Source organism: Gimesia panareensis, assembly GCF_007748155.1.
Taxonomy (GTDB): domain Bacteria; phylum Planctomycetota; class Planctomycetia; order Planctomycetales; family Planctomycetaceae; genus Gimesia; species Gimesia panareensis.
In genome coordinates this window covers 6,321,211-6,346,366 of the sequence record NZ_CP037421.1, presented here as the reverse complement: position 1 = coordinate 6,346,366, position 25,156 = coordinate 6,321,211, and the positions used below count along the sequence as shown (strand labels likewise).

Here is a 25,156-nt window from a genome sequence, read left to right as displayed (position 1 = left end):
AAGCAGAAACCCATCCAGAAATCGTAGGGTGCGGACCCATGTGTCCGCCCGCCTGGAGAGATTCTACGAGAAATCACTTTCGAGGGAAGCAAAATCAGCACACCCACCCTGAGCCGGTAAATACAGAAAACCCCTGAGACTTTCGTGCTTTTCGTGGTAGTAAAAAAATCAAGAACTCTATTCCGTCTCCTCCACATCGAAATCATCCGGCCACAGATCCTCTTCCCGCGGCTTACGCGCTGCCACGGGCCCGGCTTCAAACAGAAACGATTTCCCCTGATGAGTCAGATCACCATTCACCTGCCAGTTCTGTATCGCCTCTTTGATCAGTTCACCATCTTTTTCCTGACCGAGCGATTTCGGCAACTGCAGTGACAACTGAGTGACGCGTGCCGGTGATTTGCGCAGGTCGATATAAAACACACGTCCCTGTTGCAGATCGACCTCCCGGATGCCAAACCTCATGGTCTCAGTCAATTTCTTCTGGGGATGAGTATCCACCTCATATTTCAGCCGGCAGATCACGTCCTTGATCAGAAACCACTGGCTGATCCTGCCTTGACTGTTCCGTAATTGTTGCTCTGTGCGGAACTCATCTGCCTCAGATCCCTGATAAGAGTGATCTACCACACAAAGAAAGGCAAATCGCCTCCCCCGTAATGACGACTGCGCCACATACATAAAGCCGGGTGAGACTCCTTGTTTGATCGACTTCGAATACTCAAGAAACAAAGAATGGAGAACTCCACCTGATAAGGCATACCCGCCTGCAAGAGAGGAATATTCTGGTTCATACTCAACACTCATGGAACCCGTGATCGCTCCCGATTCAATTTGGCCCAACACCGTAGAACCCAAGCCTGATACCAGCAGCAGTGTCAGCAAAGTCAGTCCATTTCTCAGCATTGTCGATCGCATCAAATCAGTCCCGTTTCTAAAATCACAGAGGTCATTTCGAGACGCCCCTCAACTCCATCCTGAAACCAAAGCTCCCGCAGTGCACGTTTTTTCGTGCTTTTTGTGTCTTTCGTGGTCGTAAAAAAAATCAAGAACTCTATTCCGTCTCCTCCACCTCGATTTCATCCGGCCACAGATCCTCTTCCCGCGGCTTACGCGCCGCCACAGGACCGGCTTCAAACAGAAACGACTTCCCCTGATGAGTCAGATTACCATTCGCCTGCCAGTTCTGTATCGCAGCTTTGATCAGTTCATCATCTTTTTCCTGACCGAGTGATTTCGGCAACTGCAGTGGCAACTGAGTGACGCGCGCAGGTGATCTGCGCAGGTCGATATAAAACACACGCCCCTGTTGCAGATCGACCTCCCGGATGCCAAACCTCATGGTCTCTGTCAATTGCTTCTGGGGATGAGTATCCAGATCATATTTCAGCCGGCAGATCGCATCCTTGATCAGAAACCACTGGCTGACCATTCCTTGACTGTTCAACGTCTGCATCTGGGAGTGGAAATGGTCCTCCTCATTCCCCTCATAAGTGTGTTCAACCACGCACAGAAACGAAAAACGCCTCCCTCGCCAGGACGACTGCGACACATACACATAACCGGGGGAGACCCCTTGCTGGATTGAGCTCTTTGAGTCCAGGAACAGGTAATTCAGGAGCCCGTCTGAAAACACAGCACCACCCACACTGCCCGATCCTTTTGTGGCAGCCCTCGCTTTAAATTGCCCCCGCGCTACAGACCCCAGGCCTGATACCAGCAGCACTGTCAGTACTGCCAGCCCGCTTCTCACCCTGATCGATTTCATGAAATCAGTCCCGTTCCTTAAATAACAGAGGTCATTTCAAGACGCCTCTCAATTCCATCCTAAAACCAAAGCTCCCGCCATGCACGTTTTTTTCGTGCTTTTAGTGCCTTTAGTGGTAGCAAAAACGTTTACGGTCTTCCCTCATTCCGTGTCGTGCCGGGTGCCACTGTCAGCTTGCCCGACAGTGCTCGTGATAACTCACTTCCAACCATTAAATATTGAGTTAGCCCGAATGTAATTCGAGCCGAGCGCAGCGAGCAGGAAGTCACAGCTCACTCGATCAGTCTGAAAGAGAGTTTCCGAGACAATCGATCCGAATGAGGTACGAGACAGCACCCTGATTCGTTCACACTGAAACCTCTTGTTGTTTTCAACAACCCCAAATTCCATTCGGGGTCACCCGTCGAAATTAATATTCATCCTGTTACTTTCGTGTTTTTCGAGCCTTTCGTGGTAGTAAAAACAAAATGGTTTCGTGGTCCACACAGCAGACCGCGCTGGACCTTCACAGGGGGACTCGGTTAAAATAACAGACTCTCAAACCATCACAGGAGCATGACGATGCAGGAAAGTCTGTCTGTCAATCACTGGTCGCGTCGCGAACTATTACGCGTGGGAGGTCTGGGTGCTCTCGGACTCTCTCTCCCCCGACTGCTGGCCGCTGCAGACAAGCCCACTGCCGGTCCTGCTCCCAAAGCCGATGCCTGTATCATCATCTTCTTGAACGGCGGCCCCAGTCATCTCGACATGTGGGATATGAAACCGGCCGGCCCCATCGAGATCCGCGGCGAGTTCGACCCCATCCCCAGTTCCCTGGCGGGCGTCGATGTCTGTGAGCACCTTCCCCGCCTCGCGCAGCAGATGCACCACACGACCCTCATCCGGTCCATGAACCACAGTGTGAACAATTCGCACGCCGCTGCCGTGTATGCGGCCCTCACCGGCCACGATCGCGGCGAACAGGGGGGCGGCGCCAAGCCCGACGACCATCCCGCACCGGGAGCCGTCCTAGCCAAGCTGCGACCGACCCGTCCCGGCACACTCCCCTACATCACCTTACCCTACAAAACCAAAGAGGGTGCCGCCGGCCCGCTGCAGCCCGGATTTCTGGCCGGCTTCATGGGGGCTACCTACGATCCGTTCTGGGTACTCGACGATCCCAACACACCGCAGTTTCACGTCCGCAATCTCTCACTGCCGGCTGGGCTTGCCCAGGAACGCATGCAGGCCCGCCGCGGGCTGCTCACCTCCCTCAACCACGGGCTGGAAGCACAGTCCAACCAGACGCTCGATTCACTCGACGACTTTCAACAGCAGGCCTTTGACCTGCTCACCTCCAACCGGGCCCAACGCGCCTTCAAGCTCGATACCGAACCGGACAGTGTCCGCGAACGCTATGGGCGGAATATCTACGGCCAGAGCGTTCTCCTCGCGCGCCGCCTCATCGAAGCCGACACCCGCGTGGTCACCATGTCCTGGGCGCCGCATGCGAATGCCACCTGGGACACGCACGGCCAGAACTTCCGCAGCCTCAAAACCAGGCTGCTCCCCCAGTTCGACGCTGCCTGCAGCAGCCTGCTGGATGACCTCGCACAAAGCGGTCGGCTGGAACGCACACTCGTCGCTGTCCTCGGCGACTTCGGTCGCACTCCCAAAATCAACAACAACGCCGGACGCGATCACTGGAACTCCTGCTATTCCATCCTGCTGGCCGGCGGAGGCATCAAGCCTGGCTTTGTCTACGGCGCTTCCGATCATCAGGGAGCCACACCCCGGCACAGCCCGGTCACCCCGGGTGATATCGTCGCGACCATCTATCAACTGCTCGGCGTCGATCACCAGCACCTCCTCTACGACACACTCAACCGCCCGCATACCGTCGTTCCCGAAGCCCGCATCATTCACGATCTGCTCGCCTGAACCGGAACAGCGGTTCTCCCGCGATGGAATTTTTCTTCCGCCTGACATAACATAAAACGGCGTTCCCCTCAGTGGGAAAAACGAATTGAAAGAAAGCTTACTACCATGAGGATCCCCCGTGATTGAACATACCGTGACCTTCCGACTCAAATCGGCCCCCGGTTCCACAGACGAAAAAACGTTCCTGGCCGCCGCTGCAGATCTCGCAGTAATCCCCGGCGTGAAAGACTTCGCCATCCGCCGCCAGACCAGTCCCAAAAACGACCATACCTTCGGCATCAGCATGAAGTTCGACAACCAGGAAGAATACGATTTTTACAGCAACCATCAGGCGCACCAGGCTTTTATCAAAGAATTCTGGCTGACCACCGTCGAAGATTTTCAGGAAGCCGACTTCGAATCGCTGAACACCGTCGCACACTGATCACCGCCAGCCCCCGAGGAGTTTTCGCATGGACTCACGACCGATTGCCCGTTTCGCCAGTCTGACACTGCTCTGCCTGTTCGCAGCCTCCACAGCGGACGCCGCCCAACTCTATGTGGGCGCCACGTCAACCGACATCACCCCCCAGCTGCCGGTCTCACTCACCGGTCAAATGCGGACCCGCATTGCGAAGAAGGTCGAAAGTCCGGTCACCGCGAATGTCCTCGTACTGGAATCCCGCGACGGAGACAAATCGCTGGAGCACGCCGTCTTCGTCTCCTGCGACCTGGTCTGCATCCGCGGAGGCATTCACGAAAAAGTCCGCGAAAAACTCAAAGACCAGCTGCCCGGCCTCTCGCTGCAGAAGGTCATCATGAATGCGACCCACACGCACACCGCGCCCACGATGATCGAAGGTCGCTACACACTTCCCAAGACCGGCGTCACACAGCCTACTGAATTCGTTGAGTTCGCCGCTCAGAAAATTGCCGACGCCATCCAGCAGGCCTGGAACGAACGGCAGCCGGGCCAGGTTGGTTGGGGACTCGGACACGCAGTCATCGCCCAGAATCGCCGGGCCCTGTATGAGGGAGGCTGGGCCAAAATGTACGGCAGCACCAGCGCCAAAGATTTTCGCGGCATCGAAGGCTACGAAGATCACACCATGGAAGTCCTCTGCTTCTGGAATGACAAAGACGAACTCATCGCGACTGCCATTAACATCGCCTGTCCCGCCCAGGCCGTCGAAGGACGCAGCACCGTCAATGCCGACTACTGGCACCCGGTCCGCGAAGCCCTCAAGAAAAAATATGGCGACCAGCTCACCGTGCTCGGCTGGGCCGGCGCTGCCGGGGATCAGGTGCCCCGCCCCATGTACCGCAAAGCAGCCGAAGCCCGCATGATGCAGCTCCGCAACCTGACGCTGCTCGAAGAACTGTCGCGGCGGATCGTCGCCGGCTGGGAAGAAGCCTACGCCGGTGCCGTGCAGGAAAAACACGCCGACTCACTGCTCAAGCACGAAGTCAGAACCATCGAACTCCCGCTGCAGACCGTCAGCGAAGCAGACCACGAGCGAATCTCCAAAGAGATCAAGGCCTATGCCGACGATCCCTCCAAGGTCTGGATCAAAAACTGGAAACAGCGCGTCCTCGACCGCTACGCAGAACAGCAGGCCGGCACCTCCCGCCCCTATTCGATGGAACTGCACACCCTCCGCCTGGGAGACATCGCCATCGCCACGAACGACTTCGAACTCTTCACCGATTTCGGCACCCAGATGAAGTCCCGCAGCCCGGCCCTGCAGACCTTCGTCATCCAGCTCTGCGGCCCCGGTTCCTACGTACCGAATGAAAGAGCCGTCCGCGGCGGCAGCTACAGCGCCATCATCGAAAGCAACCTCGTCGGCCCCGCCGGCGGCCAGGTCCTCACCGAAGAAACCCTCAAGTCAATCAACGCACAGTTCAAAAAGTAGAAAGAAAAACTGAGCGGCAAGGCGCTAGCCGCCGGTGTTGCATCAAGGTTTGTCTGGCAATAACTGGTTGGTGTCCCCTTCCTAAGCGGGGCACACCATTAGCCGCAGGGCGTTAGCCCCGGTTGAAACTGGTTTGTTAAGAAGTGATCAAAAACAGCTGACTGGTAAGACACCTGTTAATCCTTGAGGTGTTGCCAGCGTGGTGAAAAGGACCAGTTCACTACATCAATTTCAGGTTTACAGTCAAGGAATTCATCTCCCTCTGCAAGAGCTTCTTGATTTAAAAAATAGCGTCCTGCTTCGAGGTCATCTACAAATTGCTTCATGAACTGCAGCAGGTTTTTATTGAGCAGAATCACAGTGTTGTCTGCATGGTCAGTGAAGATAACCTGCCCGGCAGTTCCAGTGGGAGTAGGGGCCATGTCTACGCGGAGCAATGCCTCACCACCATCATGAGCAAACGCGATCCATTTGGGATGATAGATGTTTTCCCTACGGATGCCCGAGTCAGCCGCCCGAACCGGCGCTGGATCTTCAACAGGGACATTGTTGTTTTGATATTCATGAATCGCCTCCTGCAACGTCAGGAACTGCATGCCATAGAAGAGACTACCCATGTTCCCCTCTGAATTCATTCCGTTATGTGTGCGGTAGAGTTCTTTCCATTGTTCCGGCATTTCCAGACCGAAAACCTGTTCGGCTTCCTGAATTTCCTGCGCGGTAGCTGGCGGATTCAGATTGGCAAGAATCTTTGGGGCATGTGCTGAAAGCCAGTCATGAATTCGATGCCACGCTTCTGTGACCGTGTTCACAGGGGGATGACTCTGATCGTTACCAGCCACCTGGTCGTCTCCTTTATCGCTGGTGCAGGCGGCGCTGAGTAGCGCGCCTGCCATGCAAATCGCATGGCGACGCGTCATTTTCCATTCGGGCATCCAGTATCCCTCCCGCGGGTCAGAGAACCGGGCTCCGCTTACAGCGTCCCGTCCAGACCCTTCTGGTAATACTTGTGCGTGATTTCGTCCTGGTGCTCCAGCAGCCAGTCGATCGACGGTTCGTTGTGCATCGCTTTATGAATCGCCTGCGCGGTCGCTTTACGATGGATCTCGAACAGTGCCTTGTGATCCAGGTTCTCATCAGTCGCGACACCCGGATTCAGCCAGACCGAACAGATAATGCCCAGGTCGTTCGCTTTCTCTTTCGGCAGATCTCCGGCCCGCACTGCATCCAGCACACCGTTGGCAATCGCCGCCTGCACGGTTCCCATCAGAATATTCGTGTAGGCACTGCTCTTGACCGTCACCTTACTCACCATCAGCGTGACCGGCCTGACCTGGATGTCGGTATTCAGAATCGCGAACACCTTTGAGTGACCTGCAGACTGACCGCCGGTCAGCGTGGCAATCGCTGTCCCCACGGGGCCATCCAGCTCACCAATCACCACTTCCGGTTCCGCAGCCGTAAACGGCGGACCACCGGCGACCAGACATTCCCCGGTACGCATCACAATTCGATCACTCATACTGACACTCCCTGCTGGTTGAACTGAATCGGTAATTGAACCATCACCCTACCCGAACAACAGTGAATCTGCAACCAGCCTCCGTTCCAGAACCAGACATCGGGATGAACTCGCTCAATTTCAGTTTAGAATCGCGACAACTTATCCTGAGCGGCACGGCGCTAGCCACCGGTAATTTCTAGACATCGCGTGATACAACACCGGCGGCTAGCGCCGTGCCGCTCAGTAGAATTTATTCACTCATACCGCCGTGGACTGATCCCCGGCGCAGACCGCGCCATGTTGTCTGGCCGGTTCGGCAGATCATAGTCGATCTTCTGCGTATTCAGGCTGCGAAACAGCGGTCGTACGTTTTCTGGTAACGTCTGCACCTGCGCCGGGTCATAATCGGGTACTTCTCCAATCGGCCCCGCCCATGCCGGGCGATAGGCAATCGCCAGCATGTGCCGGTCGGTATCGCTAAAATTGGGATAATTGGCGTGAAATACTTTCTGGTTGATGATCACTGCCGACCCCGCCCGGCAGGTGACCATCATTTCATCCTCGTGCGACAGGTATCGCCGGTACGGGTTGCCGTCCGCGTGCAGTGAAAGATGCGAACCGGGAATCACTTTGAATGGGCTGTGCTCAGGTGTCAGATCATCCAGGTAATACAGTACCCGCACCAGGCAGGGCGAACTGGCACCCAGCCCGAAGATTTTCGAACCATAAGGCTGCGCGTCCGTATGGATGGCGATTCCCGGATGCCCCGGCTGTGAAACCGCGTAGGTACACGACGTACAGATCAGCTCATCCCCGAACAGCCGCTCCAGAAACGAGATCATCGCCGGCAGCGCTATCACCGAGATCGCAGTCGGCGAGTCCGTCCACTGCACGCCGCTGAATCCCCGCTGATGCGCGCTATAATCGGTTCCCTGCGTCGGCAGTCGCATCAGCTCTACACGGATCCCCGCAATCTGCTCCGCCGACAACAGGTCCGGTAGGACGACATACCCATCCACTTCCAGCGAACGAATCTGCTGTCCTGCACTCAACGCCGCCCAGTCCGTCTCAACCCGCTTTGCCGCAGCGACTTCTTCACGCGAATTGGTAAACGATACATCCATCACATGGCCCTTTATTCAATCCCTCCACCGCCAGCTGATCGTGCCATCGTCATAAACAGCTGGTAGAAAAATCGGTCGTCGCTCTCCCTCCTCGTCTTCAATCATCCAGGACGCATCGTCTAGAAATTCCGGGGGGAAAGGTGGATCGACATCGAAATTCTTCTCATCAGTAATAAACTGCCACATCGGCAACAGTGGCGTTGCATTATTGCCTGGTTCAAACGTGGCCCACATCTCGGGACCATCCTGTCCGATGTCCGAGATGCGACCAGTTTCTTTCCCGCAGAACAATAATTTCAACATCGAAATGAACCTCGAGGTGTTTTATGGTTCCTGGGGACAAAGTCCTACTTCTTCGCCTGCTCCTCCACATGCTTCAGCACGGCATCAAAGAACGCCTTGTGAATGTCCGCCGGGGCGGCGTGGCCCATCAGGGGTTTGTTGATGATCTGCTTCTTGCCGCTCAGTTGGTTATAAGCTGCATAACAGCTCGACGGCGGACAGGTGGTGTCGATAAAGCCCACGCTCATGATTGCATCGGCCTTCGCCCGCGTGGCGAAGTTGACCGCGTCCACGTACGACGCTGCTTTCAACTGTGTAGGATCGGGTTTGCCGTCCGCGCCGGTTTCGACCAGCTTGGGCCAGCCGTTAATCCGGCCGGCAGCGCGTCCTGAATGATCGCAGATTGCGGGGACCCCCGTGGCGATGAACGTCACCCGGTTATCCAGACCGCCGGCTGCCAGTGCCTGGCCGCCCCCCTGGCTGTGGCCGATCACAATCACGGTCTTCCCGTCCCACTCGGGCTGCGCGGTCAGAAAATCAATCGCCCGCACCAGCCGCAGGAACATCCCACGGAAGTAAACTTTATCACGGCTCTCGCGTCCCTCCTGCCGATAGCCCTTCAGTTTGCCTGCCGCCAGGTCTTTGTAATATTGAGCCGGCTTCCCGTTGGGCAGGCCGTGTGCGTTGATGTCCATCGACAGCATCCCGTTGCTCGCCCCTTTGACGGCATTCCCCAGCGACGAACTCCGCACCCCGGCGCCGTGCACCCACAGAATTGCCGGCAGGCTCTTCGCTTTCGCGTCCTTCGGCTTACCGAAATATCCGGAGACCGGAGCACCACCCAGGCAGTCCACCTGCACGTCGAACGTTTCCACTTTCGCATCCGATGACTTGACCGGTGTCAGTTTCGGATTCATCGGCACCTTTTCGAGTTTCGCGATCTGATTGGTCCAGAACTGGTCAAAGTCCTCCGGGGCCGGCTTGCTGAGTTCGATCTCCTCCGGCGAGAACCCGGCTCCCGCTGTCTTCGTCTGATTGACGGGAGCACCCGCTTTGACCACGCAACGCAGAAAGCCCGGCTTCTTTGAAGTGACCTCCACCTCCGCCGGTTTGTCACCCAGTGTCAGTGTTCCTTTCGGATAACCGGCAGCACCGCCGATGAAATTGTCGACCGTGTAACTCACCTTTTCACCTGAAAGCGGTGCGCCATTTTTCGTTGCCGAAATCAGGAATTTCGCCGTCTCCCCTTTTTTGTAAAGGGCGTCGGGACGATCGGTCACCACTTTCAATTCGTATTTGTCCGCAGCAACAGCGAACGTAGAGAGTGACAGAACCAGCGCCAGAGTCAGGCAGGTCTGGACGATATTTTTGAGTAGTCGTGGAGGCATGGTATGTTCCCATATTTGGAAGGTCAGCTTGATTGATCAAAAGTAAGAAATTTATTCTAACAGACCGGACACCCAACGGAAACGAATTCAACGTGAATTGCGAAATCAGACTTTCTCTGACTCAGACGGTGCACTGCTGCTGACCGCGACCGGGAAATGTTCTAAAATCAAACCAGCAACCAGACAGACCATCCAACTGATCCTCGACTCTGGGAAAGCCTGACATGCTGACACAAATTGCCGCTGTCTCACTGATTCTCGCTGTGATCTGCTGCCTCTGGCTGATCGTCGACATCATTCGGCATCCGCAGCACATGGCGATCATGAACTTCGTCTGGCCCCTTACCGCGCTCTATGCCGGACCGCTGGCGGTGGCCCTCTATCTCTGGTTCGGTCGACAGGACAGCCACGACCAGATGCAGCACGGCAATCACAGTTCGCACGTACACAGCGGCCACGCTGGGCACAGCATGCACGGGGAACAGCACTCCGACATGCAGTCTTCGATGAACTCGCACGACATGTCTGCCATGAAGGAAAAACCGTTCTGGCAGAGCGTGGTGCTGGGAGTGACGCATTGCGGCAGCGGTTGCTCCGTCGGCGATATCATCGTGGAAGGGGGAATGCATATCCTGGTACCAGCCGTACTCAGCTTCACCGGCGCTTCACTCGTCTTTTTCACCTGGACCATCGATTACCTCTTCGCCCTGCTGTTCGGCATCGCCTTTCAGTATTTCAGCATCGTCCCCATGCGGCAGCTCTCGTTTAATGAAGGTCTGATCACCGCCTTCAAGGTCGATTTCTTCTCGCTGACGTTCTGGCAGGTCGGCATGTACGGCTGGATGGCCATCTGCCTGTTCGGCATCTTTGGCACCGAAAATCCCCTGATGGCCAAAACCAGCCCCGTCTTCTGGTTCATGATGCAGATCGCCATGCTGGCCGGTTTCATCACCGCCTTCCCCATCAACTGGTGGCTGATCAGTAAGGGGATCAAGGAAAGGATGTAGGCTGCCAATCAAAATGAGCGGCAAGGCGTAGCCGCCGGTCTGAATCCTGGTCTGGCTCACCAGCTCGCCAATCGCCAGACAGCGGCGAACACCCTTGTAAAAACTACATCCAGCCCCATTCTCGTCCCTTTTTCCCCTGAACGGGTTCAGAAACCGGACCTCCAGAGCCGATAAAAGGAATCAGGCCGATTATACGGATTACGTAAACAGGAACGATCACCTCGCCCCTGCCTGAGGACCCGAAATGAATATGACGCAACGCTGGTTACTGTTGGCTACCGGAATTTTATTGATCGCCGGCGGTGTATTCGCCTCGGACGAACTCCGCAAATCGGCTGCTGACCCCGACGAACAGCAGGCGGCCCTGATGCTGGCCAAGCTTGCCAGCTGTCAGAAAATCACCAACGGCCTGGTCACCAAGGACTTCAAAGGGATCCACAGCGGCGCGAAGGCCCTCAGCCAGATCTGCATCGCCACCGAATGGGCGTCCCACGATGATCCGGTCTACGCCCATCATCGCATGGAACTCCGCAAGCAGGCGCAGAAGCTCGCGAAGATGGCCGAAGAGAAAAATCTCGACGGTTCCACCTACGCCTACATGCACTCTCTGAATACCTGCATCAACTGCCACGAATACTGCCGCGATGTCCTCAGCATCGTCGACGACTCCGAAGTCAAACTCAAAGTCGTCCCGATTCCCTCAAACTGAGAATTCAGTCTGAGCGGAATGGCGCTAGTCACCGGTATTGTTCAAAGACGCCCGATCGTGTCAGCAGTAATTAGCGGCAGGGCGTTAGCCCCGGTTGAAACGACTTTGGTATATACCATCCAAATTAAGAAACGCTACCTTGGCCGCCTGAATTCTTCCAGACGTCTGTTATGATTACCGGCGGCTAGCGCCTTGTCGCTCAGTATTGACACGGCAGAATAATCTGCGACGGCCGGACCGCATCGTGATACACTTTCTCGGTCGCGACTTTCGTCCCCTTGCCGAACGGGCCTTCGCCCGTATTCGGATTCCGGTCGAACAGCGGGAAATACGCACCGCAGATATCCACACGCAGCTTGTGCCCTTTGCCGATCTGGGCGGCAATCGGTCCCAGGTCGACTGTGATCTCATACACCTGCCCCGATTTCATCAGCTTCGGCTGCCGTTCCGAATCGCGAAACCGGCCGCGGAGAATTCCCACCGCCAGGTTCTGCGCGAACCCGTCCGGATGCACGTCGATCAGTTTCACCACCCAGTCCGCATCAGGCGTGTCGGCTGAGACAAACAGCTTCGCCCGCGCATTGCCGGCAAACCGCAGTGGCTCGGTAAACGCACCGGACGTATACACCAGCACGTCCTTCCGCTTCTCGATCGGTCTCTGATCCACGGGAGCCCAGGTCGCTGAAATCAACGGACGCTTCTCCGTCACCGGGCAGGCCGGTGCAGGATCAGCCGGATCCGCTTTGAATGCATCCGCAGTTTCCGCATCCGTCGGCGGACAGTAAGTCAGCGTGCCGTCGCCGCTGCCCGTATTCGCGTTCCCGGCAGAATGCAGATAGAAGGGCGTTTCACAAAACCCGCGGGGCGGCCACGTGTTCGCTTCCCGCCAGACGTTCTCCCCCATCGAGAAATAACGTACGGGAACTTCAACCGCCGAGTCATTCTCGGGACCCGCTTTCAGATAACGTTCGAACCACTGCAGGTTCTCCCCCGCCTTATCCATCACGGCATGCGGACCAAAGTCTACATCGCCGACTTGGGCGCGGCCGATGGAACCATGATCCCAGGGCCCCAGAATCAGCTGTTGCTTCCCGCGTGTCTGGGCATCGCGGGCCTGCTGCTGCATCCGCATAAAGTTCCCCACGGTTTCCCGCGAGAAGAAATCGTAATAACCGACGATATGCTGCATCGGCAGTTCCAGATCGACGATCTCGTCCGTCAGTTCGGTCCGGTTCCAGTAGCCGTTATGTTCCGGATGAGTCAGCATCCCTTCCAGCCAGGGGATCGACCAGCCAATCTGTTCGTCGATCTCACTCATCGGCAGATGCAGCAGTGTCGCACGCCAGTCACTGGTGACTTCGGCCCCTTCCGGTTTTTTGGAATTCCCCGAGGCCCACCGCGTGATCAGCGAGAGCCGCATTGCGCCGCCCAGGTACAGATTGCGATAAAAACTGCTGAAGGTCGCCATCGGTGCGATCGTGACCAGTCCCGGCGGATGTTCGTTCGCCGCCAGCCACTGGGTCGCTCCCACGTAGGACGCCCCCCACATGCCGATCCGTCCGTTGCACCACGGCTGCTTGCCCAGCCACTCGATCGCATCATAGCCGTCACGCCCTTCATGATCGTAAGGATAGAAGATCCCCTCCGACTGAAACTTCCCCCGGCAGTCCTGCACGACGGTAATAAAACCCGCGGCCGCATAACGCTCCGCGATCTTCTTCACGCGGTCCTTGTTGTAAGGCGTCCGCATCAGCAGCACGGGTGCCTGTTTCAGATTCGGATCGCGATAGACGTCGGTTGCCAGCAGCACGCCGTCCCGCATCGGAACCATGACGGTTTCTTGAGTGACGGAAGGTGTTTCGGCGGCGTGAAGCCAGGACGCGACGAACAGACAGAAACAGACAGCCAGGACATGCGAGCGTTTCATGGGCAGAGTCTTTCCTAAGCAGGGAAAATCAGAACAGGTTCAGGCAGGTCGCTCTCCTGTTCTTACCAGCTTTTGCAAGAAACTGCAATTCCGCGGCACATTCTCCCACCCGGGGAACCGCTCAGAACATTGGCATATCGGTCTTATATTTCAGATGTGACTGCATCCGCACCCCTTCCGCCGCCAGTTCATCTGTCGTTATTTCCTCCAGGTAGCGATAGCTCAGGTTGGCAAAGATGGGAGGCACCCCGATCAGCGGCATGAATGCGGCCAGTGTCTCTTCCGCAAAGACAGCCTGTTCATCCAAAAGTTTCAGCACCCGTTCATCCGTGACACCCGCGACCAGCAGCGGTCGCAACGGTTCGATGTGGGGAGATAAATCTTCCTGCACCCGTTCCGGTTGTTCCATGGAGTGCACAATGTCCGAGCGGAACTGATCCATGAACTGCCGCGAATGTTCCTGTATCCACTGGCTCAACTGCAGAAACTCATCCTGCGATGCCTGTCCCTGGTTGATCTTTTGCTGGATCGCCCGAATCTCAGCCGGCATGGCCGCTTCAATCTGTTGCATGGCCTCCAGTGCTTTCTGCTCCATGTTGCCTTCTGCAGCGAACGGAATCGTTTCCGGCATGCTCTCATCCCACATGCCGCCCCCCATCAGGCCGCCAGAGGAATCAAAGCCGTCCGACTCGTCTCCCCGTTCATACAGCACGTAGGCCCAGGAATCGCTGTCGTTCACAAAGAACTGCATCACGGGGGACTGCAACTGCAGTGAGAGTTCCGCAGACAGGTTCGCACTGCCCAGCAGGTCCGAATCCAGCAGGTTTACCCAGCCATTCACCGGCTGACTGACATGCAGGGCCCGGTGCGCGGAGGGCATGCCCCACATCGCTTCTTCATCGGGCTCCTCGTCGGTGGGCTCATACCCATCGGTCTGCAGGATTGTCTGGATGGCTGAGATGACTTCATCGGAATCATTCGACCGTACGTGCACACTGTTCGCAAAACTGCCCATGATCAGGCCTCCCTGTCAGAAATGAAAAATCACAGAGAACACTTTCAGCATAAACCGCCGTTTTCAGGAATGACAGCTTAATTTAATGAGATCATCAGAAATTCATGGGGAGCGGTAAGGACTACGGCTCGTACTTGTAACCGTCCATCGCTTCTCTGATCTTTTTTTGCTGTTCCTCGCTTTCAATTTTTCTGGATTCTCAATCAGCACTGGTTTACGATGAAGATCCTGAGTTACTTTCCTGCCCTCATCCCAACCGAAAGGTCTTGCCCCGTGGATGCCTCCTCTGCTGCCGAGTCCAATCAAAAACTACCGCGTCGCCAGCTGTTGAAACAGGCGGCAGCCACCGCAGCCGCCCCCCTGCTGCTGGGAAATGGTGCCGCCGATGCTGCGAACACCCCCGTCTCTTCTCAGGGATTGCAGGGCTGTCAGATGCTGCCCGGGGCCCGTTTCTACGTGGCCATCGATAACAAAGGGCTCTGGCCCAACCTCACGAAACTCCCCAACGGCGAACTCGCAGCGGTGGTTTACAATCATCCGAGTCACGGCTACGGCGACAACAGCGATATCGAACTCTGGATCAGTCAGGACGCCGGCATCAGCTGGAAGTTTCGCAGCAAAGTCTCCGCCCATCCCGAAGAGCCGGACGCGATCCGCATGAACCACTCGACCGGCCTGAATGCCGATGGCCACCTGGTAACGCTGGTCAGCGGCTATCACAAAGGACAAAAACGACCCTACCTGAAACTGCAACGCTGCATCTCCACCGATCAGGGCAAGACCTGGGACCGTCACGATATGGATATCGCCCTGGTGCCGCACGGCGATATTTTCTCGCTCCCCGACGGCACCCTGGTTTCTCCCGTCTATAAGCGGTTGAGCGTCAAACCCAAACGGTCCTGTTCCGCGGTGATCTTCAGCCGGGACGGCGGCAAGACCTGGGGCGAAGAGCAGGCGCTGGCCGAGGACGTGAATGAAACCTTCGTCCTGCGCCGCAGGAATGGCGAATGGCTGGCCGTCTGTCGCACGGACTGTCGTGATATGATGGACCGCGCTATTCCGCACGGCAGCGGCGAGATTTTCATCCGCTCGACGGATGCCGGTAAGACCTGGTCCGACCCCCGCCTGATGGCACCCCAGGGACAGGAGAACGCCCACCTGCTCGAACTGGCCGACGGACGCTTGCTCTGTTCGATTACCAGTCGCATCCCGGGGCTGTTCGGCGTCGTGATGCGGATCAGCGAGAACGGCGGCGAAAAATGGTCGATCCCGGTCGTGCTCCTCTCCAGCCCGGCCCGCGACTGGCACAAAACCGATTCCGGCTACCCCTCCAGTGTCCAGTTGGATGATGGCTCGATCGTCACCGCGTATTACTTCGGTCCCAAGCAACCCGAATACGCGGCCCACGCCCTCCCCTGGCACCAGCGCTACCACATGGGCATCGCCAAATGGGATCTCTCAATGTGGCCGGAAGACTAGCAAGCGGTGTGCTTTAGCAGCCAGTGGCAACGTTCTGAGTTTCCGGTTTATCCTTCGTAGACTCCTCTTGTGGTAACCACTGCAGATTCTCTTTGATGGCCTGAGCTTTCTCTCGACAGTAAGGCTCCAGTAGCCTGCGATCGACGTCACGAGCACCAGTGATCGTGCAGAAACGTTTGACGAGATCGAGCGGTGTCTCATCACTCAACCACCAGATCTGGCCATCCACGAAACAGACGAAAAAGCCGGGATAATCGGCAGATCCCAGGCCGCCTGGCACGTTGATTTTGTCCGGCAGTGTTTCCACATTAAAGTCGCCTGGCTGCATCCAGTGCGTGTTGCTCTGATACACGTCTGCAAACAGAATCAGATTTTCTGGCAATGCATTCACCAGCGTCCGGTTGTTTTGGTCAAAGGCAGTATCCGGTCCCGCCATGGCAAAAACAAACGTTTCGGAATCTCCTTCATTACTGAAGATATACGGGACAGGGCTGCTATCTCTGGTGTATCGATATTCCTCAGCAGTCCAGGGCAGATCATGAGGCAGTGGCACCGGCCAGGTCAGATATTCCGCAAACCGCCAGCTGTAAAGCGGCGTGCCGTCCGGGCCTTCCCGATTCAACGGGGCCATCGCATAACTCCCGCTATTCCAGATCTCAAAACTGTGATCATATCGATCATCGATGAGATTTAACGTGTTGAAGTCATATAGTAAGGTTAGGTAAGAGTAAAATCGAGAACTGGCGCGCCGATGCTGGCGAGCAACGACAAAGAACGAATAGCCAAAATGCAGCACCGCGATCAGAACCAGCAGACTGATCACTCTGATCCAGATTCGAGTGCGTCGTTTCATCAGACGAATTCCCTGGGACGGTCTAGTGATAAACTGAGCGGAACGGCGCTAGCCGCCGGTGTTGTATCACGCGCTGTAAAGAAGTTACCGGTGGCTAGCGCCATTCCGCTCAGGAATTCGGTGAACTCAAAACACGTTCAACCTAACTCGTAAACTCCTCCCACCCTTTGCGGAAGTGTGAAGTCAGATATTCTTTCGCACGGTCATTCCCTTCAGCGGTCAGCGTCGGCGCATCCCAGTCGAAGCCGCCGCCCGCGCGGTAGGCGGTGTTCCCCAGCAGCACGGTTTCCGACAGCGGGCCGGAATACTCGAAGTTGCAGGTCGCCGGCTGGCCTCCCTTGCAGGCTTCGGTCCATTCCTGGTAGAACCCGGGCGAATCGGGGATGAAGTGGTCCGGGGCCTTGAAGTTTGCGAACGTTTTTTCGGGGAACAGTTTCAGTGAACCGAAGCCGGTCAACAGCATCCCCTTGGAGCCGATGAACAGCGTGTTGGCGCCCTTCAGTTTGACTCCCTTCTCTTTGAGAATGGCGGGGCCTTTCGGACTCTGCGACCAGTGCAGTTTGATCGGCCCCCGTTTGTCGTTGGCGGGGAATGCGAAGCTGGTCTGCATTTCGCGAGGCGTCCGCTCGGCGTCGATCTTCGGTCCCGAGGCCTCCACGTGCGTCGGGTATTTCAGGTCAAGCGCCCAGAAGGGGATGTCCAGAATGTGGCAGCCCCAGTTGCCGGTCTCCCCGGTGCCGTAATCCCACCAGAACCGCCAGTTGTACGGTGCCAGCACCCCCTCACCCTTGGAGTTGACCGCATACGGACGGAACTTCGCCGGCCCGATCCACAGATTCCAGTCGAGAGTCTTCGGCGGCGGAACCGTCTTGACCGGTTCAGGCGGCATGCCCCGGTTCGAACCGATCCAGCTGTAAACTTCGCTCACTTCGCCGATGGAACCCGACTTGATCAGTTCGACGGCCCGGTGCATGTTCGACAGTGCGTGTCGCTGCATGCCCAGCTGCGTCGCCAGTTTGTTCTTCGCGGCCAGTTTCGTCATCTCGCGGACTTCCCAGACCGAATGGGCCATCGGCTTTTCGCAGTAGAGATGTTTGCCCATCGTCATCGCGATCATCGAGGGATGAAAGTGCGTGTGGTCGGGCGTACTGACGACGACGGCGTCGATCTGGTTTTCCATGTCGTCCAGCATCCGGCGGTAGTCGGCGTACTTCTTCGCTTGGGGATACCGTTCAAAGGCTTTGCCCGCCCGCTTGTCGTCCACATCACACAGCGCGACGATGTTTTCCGTCTTACCGACGCCGCTGAGGTTCGCCGCCCCCCGTCCCCCGACGCCAATCACGGCGACATTCAGTTTCTCATTCGCGGCGGCCCGCGTCGGTCGAGTCGACGTTCCCAGCCAGAGGCCGGCTCCCAGGGCAGCTGTCGTCTGCAGCGCTTCGCGACGGGTGATACGGTGGGCGGTCATATCGTTTCTCCTCTCGATTGAGTCTCAGGTTGGTACTTCACTGGTTTCAGTATAGTCAAACCAGGCGAAGATTTTGACACTGACTTTTCGCCCGTTATGAAATTTCGCGTTTTAGTTACGTAAGAACGGTTATAAATTGAGCGGGCGTTTATGATACGTAAAGTCAACTGAGCGGAATGGCGCTAGCCACCGGTGATTACAACAGACTGGTGATAAATTACCGGCGGCTAGCGCCGTGCCGCTCAAAAATATATTAGAGAAACACATTTTCTGCAGCCAACTACAAAACCACCCGTTCCATTTTGACATCATGTAGCAGCGGGTAAGTCTCGCTGACACACCAGGTCGCCACCTCTTCGTGAGTGACTCGAAATCCCAGTTTTTCGAACAGCGGAACATTCCCCGTCTCTTTGATTGTAACCAGCACGACCGCAGGCTGCGCCAGCAGAATCGCCCGTTGACAGATTTCCTCCAGCAGACAGCCAGCGATACCGCGACGCTGATAATCGGGATGCACGGCCAGACCGATCAAATGCAGGTGGTCTGAATGCTGGTCATACTGCACGGTCGCCGCAATTTCTCCGTCAATCTCAGCCACCAGTCGCGTTCCCGTTTGAGCGCGTTCTGCCTGCCGGGCGATCGTGGCTCCCGTCGGTCGATAGATGGATCTCAAGGGAGCAAAAGCGGCTTCACTGATCACAGCCACTCTTTCAGCATCATCGCTTCTGGCGTCACGAATATGAATGTCAGCCGGGGTCTGTTTCATCTCACTTGTTTAAACCATCCAACGATTGAGGACACCTGAGAAATTCACTTCACATTGAATGAACACCATCAATAATTTTTGTACAATACCAAAGCAATTTTCAATAAAATAAACAAAACGAGTCGATTTAACACTCTCCTCTCTGGAGTTATACGTAACCGCTGCCTGTTCCCAGTCACGACATATTCGGATTGAATCATTGACGAATACTGCTGTTGCACCCCAAAAGAACTTTTATTTTACAGGTCTGTGTATCCTGGGCATCGGCGTCTGCCTGGCCTCCTGGGGTTGGCTCTATAAGATGGAAAAAACGACGGCCTCCGAGGTTGTCATTTCGACTCCCATTCAGGTCAGATCCAGCGACAAGTCGTCAACGGAAACATCAGACGATACGGTACTGACACAGATTACGATTTCCAATCAGACGTCAGCATCCGTGCGGGTGGTCGGATTTTCTGCTCGCTGTGTCTGTATTGAACGCTTATTCGAACTTCCCCGGAAACTGCTTCCCGGAGAAGAAATCGCACTGGACGTCAACGTACATCTGCCTCTGCCGGAAGGGGGCACACCTGCGATTGTTTTCGTCGAACAGGACCAGACGGTCTGGAAACGGAAAGTTCAATTCAAACCATGATTTGCGACAGTGCCCCCTGCGTTTCGCCCCACATTTTTACCCTAAGGAAATATTCCGGATGTTGTTTCGGACGCTGATCTGCTGCTGTGTGTCTGCCTTGTTGCTCCCCTTCTCAGGTGCTTCGGTTTCTGCTGCCGATGAAACTCTCACACCGGAAGAATTTTTGAAAATCTATCGGTCAGCAGTAGACAATCAGATCGCGCAAATTGTCGATTTTGAAATGGATCTGACCGAACAATTGCCGCGACGGGGAAATTATCAGCGCACCATCTTTGTACGGGCGCCTCAGAACAAAGATCCGCTTGCCGCCAGCCGGGGAGACATTCTGACATCCCGGGATCAGAAACCGTCGCAAAATATTTTTACCCGCGTCCACTTCTGTCATACAGATGAAGTCACAGTACTGCTGAGAAGGAATTCCAGTACAGATCCGTTCGAAATCTACATGCATGCACTGCTGGATCCGGATTCAATCCAGTTTGCCCTCTCATCGAATGTGGATGCATACGCCTATGCTTCGTTCGCCTGGTTCAGTCAGCGCTGGCTCGATTATTTCGAACTACCCGGAGCCATTACCGGCATCGAGCGTACCGTTCAGGATGGGGTGCCTCTGGTGGAGGTTTCATTCAAGCTTCCGGAAGATACCCTGATTGCCGGGCAGAAACCAAATATTCATGAGGGAACGGTTTCGCTGGAGCCCGAACGAAACTGGATTTTTCGCAAAGTCCGCACCCCGGAGGGAGGCGTTGCCGCCAGCCATGATCCCACACAACGGGTCTTCTATGAAGGCCGCATCGACAAATATGAGCAGCACGGCGGAATGTGGTTGCCCGCGGTCTTGCAGATTGATCATACGATCCAGGATCAGGCCGGCAAGCGCGTGTATGAAGCCGTCCAGACAGCAGAACTGACAGCAGTGAGAATCGGCCCCATCCCCGACTCCCGCTTTGATCTGAAAACGTACGGCCTGGCAGCAATTTCAACACCTTCCCATGACGACAAAGCTGGCTCTGCCGGTAAAAGCCAGTCACGCAGACTCGTGCTCATCCTGAATCTGCTGATCGCAGGCGGATTGTTGCTGCTCTTCATCCAGCGACATCGTTCGAACAGAAACCTGAAGCGAAGTCGCCAGACTGAAACAGACGCGCCGACGGCATGATTCACTTCACACACTCAATCATAAACGCAATCGGCGAATCCTCCAGCAGCGGTTCCCAGAACTGGCGCGTGCGCTCCTGCAGTCCATCGGGGGCGAGTTGCGGCGGATGTCAGCGCACCTCGCTGAGCCCGGCCTGGCGGAAGTCATACTTCCCTTGAGACTCGGCCGCTCAGTCGTTTTTGACAGGCAATGGTTCTTCTGCTCCTGTAACAGAGTGGTACCGATCAGAATTAGAGAAATCAGGCACGATAACTCAGCCTTTCGCAATCTAAGGTTTCGGTTTCACTCCTCCGCCTGCACATCGTAACCGTTCAGATCACTCGCCCGTTCATATAGTTCAAAGCCGCTCAGTGAGGGGACCGTATCTCGATCCAGGTTCCACCACGGACAGCGGAAACGGGTGCCGCAGCTTTTGCATTTGACGATTTCGCCCAGGCAGGAGAGATCCGCAGTGGTCGCATTCTCGCAATTCGGGCAGTTTACACGCCATTGAGAATCGCTTAGATCGTACGGCCGACTGAACTCTTTCGCGATCTCGTAAGGCAGATCGACCGCTTCGATCGTCGCCAGCGACTCTCGGGTGATCGGTTCATCGCTGGTCGCCAGCCGGTTCGCGTGATTGCTCAGGGTTCGCTCGTAGGCGTTCCGCACCAGCCGCGCATTCCCGAAATTCTCGTCCCGATCTGCAAAGACCCGGTTCAGAATGATGGCCAGGTTCCCCCGGGCAGCCGGCGTCAGCTCATAGGCATTGGAACGGCACATGAGTTCGAAAATCTGACAGAGGTCAGCCACATGATAATCCTCAAACACGATATAGCGGCTGAAGCGACTCTCCAGACCCGGATTCGATTCGATGAACTCTGCCATCTCGTTCGGATAGCCGGCGACGATCACGACCAGTCGCTCCCGCAGATCTTCCATCTTTTTCAACAAAGTGTCGATCGCTTCCTGGCCAAAATCTTGTGCTCCTTTTTTGGCCAGCGTGTAAGCTTCGTCAATGAACAACACACCGTCGGTCGCTTTGGCAATCACCTCATTGGCTTTGATCGCCGTCTGACCGACATAGCCTCCCACCATCATTGCCCGGTCGGCTTCGATGAAATTCGAGGTCTTCAGGATTTCAAATCCGTACAGAATCTTTGCCAGAATGCGAGCCACCGTTGTCTTGCCGGTTCCCGGATTTCCGGTAAACACAAAATGCAACGTCTGCGAAGCAACAGGCATTCCCTGTGCGATCCGCTGCTGTCGGATTTTGAGAAAATTGGTCAGGCTCGTGACCTCGGCTTTCACCGAATCCAGACCGATCAGGGTCTGAAGTTCCTGCAATCCCTGCTGGAGTGCTTTTGCCGGCTGGATCTGCTCCGGCTCACCCGCGGTTGGTTCTGCCTGCGGTTTTCCGGAAGAGGAGGGTTCGGGAACCGCGGGGAGACTGCTGTTGATGCTGCTCTCGATTTCTTTGAGCCGTTGTTTCAGGTCAGCAAAAAATGTTCGGTCCTCCCGGCTGGTCCCGTTTGCTTCCAGAATCAGTTTGGCGGTCAGCAGCAGGATCTTTTGATAAGTCTGGAAGGGGCGGGGAGAGTGACTGATCAGACAGGCCAGGATCACGAAATCGCCGAACGGATCGACCAGCGCTCCCTCCAGAATGGCACCACCCAGCCAGGACGGATCTGCCTCCCACTGCGTCAAGAACTTCCGCATTTGACGTACGTCGGTTGCATCCTGATATTGCCGGTAGTCTTCCCGCCAGCAGTAACGGGACAGAGATTGATTGAGAATCTCCCCGGCGCGCCCCAGTTCTTTGTGATCCATGTGATAATCGACCAGCAGACTGTCACGCAACACGGAAAACACATCACACATCGCGGCGGCATTGATTACCGGCCTGAGCAGCGCCCCCTCGTTTTGAGTGGCAAACTGAAACAGGTCCCGGCTCTGGTTTGCTAATTCTCCGGAATCCAGATACTCCTCCGCCTGATCGAGATGCGCTGAAATGATCTTGTAGACGTCATTGCAGATCAGCGCAAGCATTGATTCCAGTTTTTCTGCATAGTCCATGCGCTGTCAGGGCTCCGTTGTCTGTAAAGATGACATACTCTCGAAGGAAAACACTATGATACTCGACAGGTATGCAGTCGCCAAGCATGATCTATCACGACTTGCTTGCAGCAGTGCACCATCAGAACGGAGGCAGGACCCATGTGGATCATTCTTTTATGTATGAGAGTGTCACAACGGAAACTTCACTTCACACACTCAATAAACGCGATCGGCGAATTCTTCAGCAGCGGTTCCCAGAATTCGCTGGTCTGGTCCTCTAGTCCGTCGGGCGCGAGTTGCGGCGGATGCCAGCGGACTTCGCTGAAGCCGGCCTGGCGAAACGCGTCTTCGTGGGTCGCGACACTCAGGTAATAGTTCTCGATGTCGAACGGCCCGTCTTCCAGGTGAAACGTCCAGGTGATCGGCGTTCCTTCCTGCCAGTCGCCGACCGCCTGCGTTTCAAAGCCGAACTGCCGAAACGAAGGACTCGCGGGAAAATGAAACGCCGGGCTGCTGTTGACCGTCACAAACCGGCCGCCCGGCTTGAGCGCCCGCGAAATACCGTCGCACATCGACTGCAGTTCCTCGCGCGTGCGGGCGTAGTTCAACAGATATGCGGCAATTGCCAGATCGTATTCTTCCTGGACCGGCAGCTCCCGGGCATCGCCGACGATATAAGCGATCCCCTGCTGGTGCGCGTTTTCCTGCTGTTGCGCCAGCGCGATCATGCCCTGTGACAGATCCACGCCGGTCACGCGGTCCGCGCCCCGCTGGCGCATCATCCGCGTGTAAAAACCTTCCCCGCAGGCCACATCCAGCACCGACAGACCACTCGGGTCGCCCGCGAGTTCCATCAACGTATAGCCTTCCACAAACGTCCGCCACGGCATCTGTTTGGACCGTTTGTACTGCTCGGCAATCGGATCGTAATTCGTGGTCATGTGCGGAAGTCACTTTTAATAATGTTGCTGTGAGCTGGAATATGACAGGTTTTCCCACTGCACGAATATAACGTAAGCGGGATGAAAGAATTCACCGTTTCCGTAAAAAATTCATTTTAAAAAGATAATATCCAGCCAGGCCCACTCGTTTGATCGGGTATGCAGCACCAGCTTATGACCGGAATGTCAGTGTGTCCGCTTCCGGGGTATCATTGTCCTCGTCAGTGCCATTCGCACGAAATCGAATCGGCCGCTGTGCACTGCGATCGACGGTCAACTGGAAAATGTCAAACCGATTGTAGCCGCCCACCAGGTCGTGCAGCTGTTTCGGTTCCACGCACAAAGAGAGATCGACGTCGGCATACAGCAGGCCTTCCTCTTCCTGCCTGATCTCACTGATCGGCGTCCCGTTCGGTCCAATGGCGACCGAGATACCCCGCGGACTCGCGTCCAGAATGCGTCCCGCTTCCTGGTCCCGGCCGGCCAGGCGATCCCGCGCCTCCCGATCCAGGTAACCAGAGGCCACCAGGTTGAACAGCTTCCCTTCAAACGAATGCGCTCCCGCGCGGATCAGGATCGCATTTTTCAGATCGTAGTTTTCATGCACCGCCGGATCATGCGACGGCCAGACTGGCGGATAGGTCGAGAGATGCACCTGCTCTCCCTGGGCGAGCAGCGTAAACCGGGCCAGGGGATTCGTATTCTCGCCGCAGATCAGCATCCCTACCCGTCCCAGTCGTGTGGGACTCACTACCAGTCCGGCCCCGTCACCGGGCGCCCAGACCAGCTTCTCATAAAACGTGGGGACGATCTTGCGGTGATGATTCAACACCGTCCCTTCGTCACTGATCAGCACATTGGCATTCCAGATGCAACCCCCGCTGACCGTCGTCCCTTCATTGAAGCCCATCGAAACGAAGATCCCGCATTCGCGGGCCATTTCTGCAATTGTTGCCAGCTCTGGGCCATCCGCCTGAATTGTATTCGCCGCCAGTTCGCGGAACAGATCATGGTTGTGTATCGGTGCCTGCAAAGCACACCAGACTGGAAACGCGGGAATGTAGGTCTCTGGAAAGACAATCAGCTCCGCCCCGTTGCGAGCCGCCTCTCGCATCAGCGAACAGGCCTTCTCAACGGTACGGTCTTTGTCCAGAAACACGGGAGCCACATGTGCCAGGGCTGCTTTGAATGCGGGGTACGTCATGAGGAGATACCACATAAAAGTAATAGACGATTAGATTCTGAATAAACAAAACAGATTCATTAATTGTCGTGACTCG

Annotated in this window: 23 protein-coding genes; 8 read left to right on the top strand and 15 right to left on the bottom strand. The window is 56.0% G+C overall.

Annotated elements, in window-relative coordinates; all coding sequences use genetic code 11:
* Positions 1-177: 177 nt before the first annotated feature.
* On the bottom strand, positions 178-465 hold the full coding sequence (locus Enr10x_RS23740) for a hypothetical protein (RefSeq protein WP_145451573.1): 288 nt from the start codon (positions 463-465) through the stop codon (positions 178-180).
* Between the two features lie 589 nt (positions 466-1,054).
* Positions 1,055-1,768 carry a hypothetical protein gene (locus tag Enr10x_RS23735; RefSeq protein WP_145451572.1) on the bottom strand — a complete coding sequence of 238 codons (714 nt, stop codon included), beginning with the start codon at positions 1,766-1,768 and terminating at the stop codon, positions 1,055-1,057.
* 561 nt (positions 1,769-2,329) lie between these two features.
* Between Enr10x_RS23735 and Enr10x_RS23730 the strand changes: the two genes are divergently transcribed.
* The 3 genes from Enr10x_RS23730 to Enr10x_RS23720 all read left to right on the top strand — a co-directional run bounded on the left by Enr10x_RS23730 (position 2,330) and on the right by Enr10x_RS23720 (position 5,583).
* Positions 2,330-3,688: a DUF1501 domain-containing protein gene (locus tag Enr10x_RS23730; RefSeq protein ID WP_145451571.1), complete on the top strand. Its 1,359-nt coding sequence runs from the start codon at positions 2,330-2,332 to the stop codon at positions 3,686-3,688.
* A gap of 118 nt (positions 3,689-3,806) precedes the next feature.
* A complete protein-coding gene (locus tag Enr10x_RS23725; protein WP_145113605.1) occupies positions 3,807-4,112 on the top strand; it encodes a Dabb family protein in 306 nt (101 codons plus the stop codon).
* A 28-nt stretch (positions 4,113-4,140) separates the two neighbouring features.
* Complete coding sequence (locus Enr10x_RS23720) at positions 4,141-5,583, top strand: neutral/alkaline non-lysosomal ceramidase N-terminal domain-containing protein (protein WP_145451570.1); 1,443 nt, start codon at positions 4,141-4,143, stop codon at positions 5,581-5,583.
* A 176-nt stretch (positions 5,584-5,759) separates the two neighbouring features.
* On the opposite strand, the gene Enr10x_RS23715 is transcribed toward Enr10x_RS23720, so the two are convergent.
* From Enr10x_RS23715 to Enr10x_RS23695, 5 genes are all read right to left on the bottom strand, one after another.
* On the bottom strand, positions 5,760-6,518 hold the full coding sequence (locus tag Enr10x_RS23715) for an SMI1/KNR4 family protein (protein ID WP_145451569.1): 759 nt from the start codon (positions 6,516-6,518) through the stop codon (positions 5,760-5,762).
* 38 nt (positions 6,519-6,556) lie between these two features.
* Positions 6,557-7,105 carry a formaldehyde-activating enzyme gene (gene fae / locus Enr10x_RS23710; protein WP_145451568.1) on the bottom strand — a complete coding sequence of 183 codons (549 nt, stop codon included), beginning with the start codon at positions 7,103-7,105 and terminating at the stop codon, positions 6,557-6,559.
* Positions 7,106-7,341: 236 nt separating this feature from the next.
* On the bottom strand, positions 7,342-8,211 hold the full coding sequence (locus Enr10x_RS23705) for a phytanoyl-CoA dioxygenase family protein (protein WP_145451567.1): 870 nt from the start codon (positions 8,209-8,211) through the stop codon (positions 7,342-7,344).
* A gap of 15 nt (positions 8,212-8,226) precedes the next feature.
* Positions 8,227-8,514, bottom strand: coding sequence for a hypothetical protein (locus tag Enr10x_RS23700; RefSeq protein ID WP_145451566.1), 288 nt, complete (start codon positions 8,512-8,514; stop codon positions 8,227-8,229).
* A 44-nt stretch (positions 8,515-8,558) separates the two neighbouring features.
* Entirely contained in the window at positions 8,559-9,881 is a 1,323-nt protein-coding gene (locus Enr10x_RS23695) for an acetylxylan esterase (RefSeq protein ID WP_145451565.1), read from the bottom strand.
* Positions 9,882-10,105: 224 nt separating this feature from the next.
* On the opposite strand from Enr10x_RS23695, the gene Enr10x_RS23690 reads away from it, so the two are divergent.
* Complete coding sequence (locus Enr10x_RS23690; protein ID WP_145451564.1) at positions 10,106-10,888, top strand: DUF4396 domain-containing protein; 783 nt, start codon at positions 10,106-10,108, stop codon at positions 10,886-10,888.
* Positions 10,889-11,132: 244 nt separating this feature from the next.
* Positions 11,133-11,597, top strand: coding sequence for a hypothetical protein (locus Enr10x_RS23685; protein ID WP_232093115.1), 465 nt, complete (start codon positions 11,133-11,135; stop codon positions 11,595-11,597).
* A 199-nt stretch (positions 11,598-11,796) separates the two neighbouring features.
* Here Enr10x_RS23685 and Enr10x_RS23680 read toward each other — a convergent pair whose 3' ends face one another.
* Together Enr10x_RS23680 and Enr10x_RS23675 are read right to left on the bottom strand one after the other, a co-directional pair.
* Positions 11,797-13,524: a CocE/NonD family hydrolase gene (locus Enr10x_RS23680; protein WP_145451563.1), complete on the bottom strand. Its 1,728-nt coding sequence runs from the start codon at positions 13,522-13,524 to the stop codon at positions 11,797-11,799.
* 121 nt (positions 13,525-13,645) lie between these two features.
* On the bottom strand, positions 13,646-14,539 hold the full coding sequence (locus Enr10x_RS23675; RefSeq protein WP_145113588.1) for a hypothetical protein: 894 nt from the start codon (positions 14,537-14,539) through the stop codon (positions 13,646-13,648).
* A 273-nt stretch (positions 14,540-14,812) separates the two neighbouring features.
* Between Enr10x_RS23675 and Enr10x_RS23670 the strand changes: the two genes are divergently transcribed.
* A complete protein-coding gene (locus tag Enr10x_RS23670) occupies positions 14,813-16,018 on the top strand; it encodes a sialidase family protein (protein WP_197996204.1) in 1,206 nt (401 codons plus the stop codon).
* Between the two features lie 13 nt (positions 16,019-16,031).
* Here Enr10x_RS23670 and Enr10x_RS23665 read toward each other — a convergent pair whose 3' ends face one another.
* The 3 genes from Enr10x_RS23665 to Enr10x_RS23655 form a co-directional block, all read right to left on the bottom strand.
* Positions 16,032-16,871, bottom strand: coding sequence for a hypothetical protein (locus Enr10x_RS23665; protein WP_145113585.1), 840 nt, complete (start codon positions 16,869-16,871; stop codon positions 16,032-16,034).
* Positions 16,872-17,013: 142 nt separating this feature from the next.
* Positions 17,014-18,339, bottom strand: a complete 1,326-nt coding sequence (locus tag Enr10x_RS23660) for a Gfo/Idh/MocA family protein (protein ID WP_145113583.1) — start codon at positions 18,337-18,339, stop codon at positions 17,014-17,016.
* Between the two features lie 280 nt (positions 18,340-18,619).
* Positions 18,620-19,105, bottom strand: a complete 486-nt coding sequence (locus tag Enr10x_RS23655; RefSeq protein ID WP_145113580.1) for a GNAT family N-acetyltransferase — start codon at positions 19,103-19,105, stop codon at positions 18,620-18,622.
* 199 nt (positions 19,106-19,304) lie between these two features.
* Between Enr10x_RS23655 and Enr10x_RS23650 the strand changes: the two genes are divergently transcribed.
* Together Enr10x_RS23650 and Enr10x_RS23645 are read left to right on the top strand one after the other, a co-directional pair.
* Positions 19,305-19,739 (top strand): hypothetical protein, encoded by a 435-nt coding sequence (locus tag Enr10x_RS23650; protein WP_145113578.1) that lies wholly within the window; start codon positions 19,305-19,307, stop codon positions 19,737-19,739.
* A 58-nt stretch (positions 19,740-19,797) separates the two neighbouring features.
* Positions 19,798-20,898, top strand: coding sequence for a hypothetical protein (locus Enr10x_RS23645; RefSeq protein WP_145113576.1), 1,101 nt, complete (start codon positions 19,798-19,800; stop codon positions 20,896-20,898).
* A 282-nt stretch (positions 20,899-21,180) separates the two neighbouring features.
* Here Enr10x_RS23645 and Enr10x_RS23640 read toward each other — a convergent pair whose 3' ends face one another.
* The 3 genes from Enr10x_RS23640 to Enr10x_RS23630 all read right to left on the bottom strand — a co-directional run bounded on the left by Enr10x_RS23640 (position 21,181) and on the right by Enr10x_RS23630 (position 25,080).
* Complete coding sequence (locus tag Enr10x_RS23640) at positions 21,181-22,953, bottom strand: AAA family ATPase (protein ID WP_145113574.1); 1,773 nt, start codon at positions 22,951-22,953, stop codon at positions 21,181-21,183.
* Between the two features lie 185 nt (positions 22,954-23,138).
* Complete coding sequence (locus Enr10x_RS23635; protein ID WP_145113573.1) at positions 23,139-23,876, bottom strand: class I SAM-dependent methyltransferase; 738 nt, start codon at positions 23,874-23,876, stop codon at positions 23,139-23,141.
* 172 nt (positions 23,877-24,048) lie between these two features.
* On the bottom strand, positions 24,049-25,080 hold the full coding sequence (locus Enr10x_RS23630; protein WP_145113571.1) for a carbon-nitrogen hydrolase family protein: 1,032 nt from the start codon (positions 25,078-25,080) through the stop codon (positions 24,049-24,051).
* Positions 25,081-25,156: the final 76 nt, after the last annotated feature.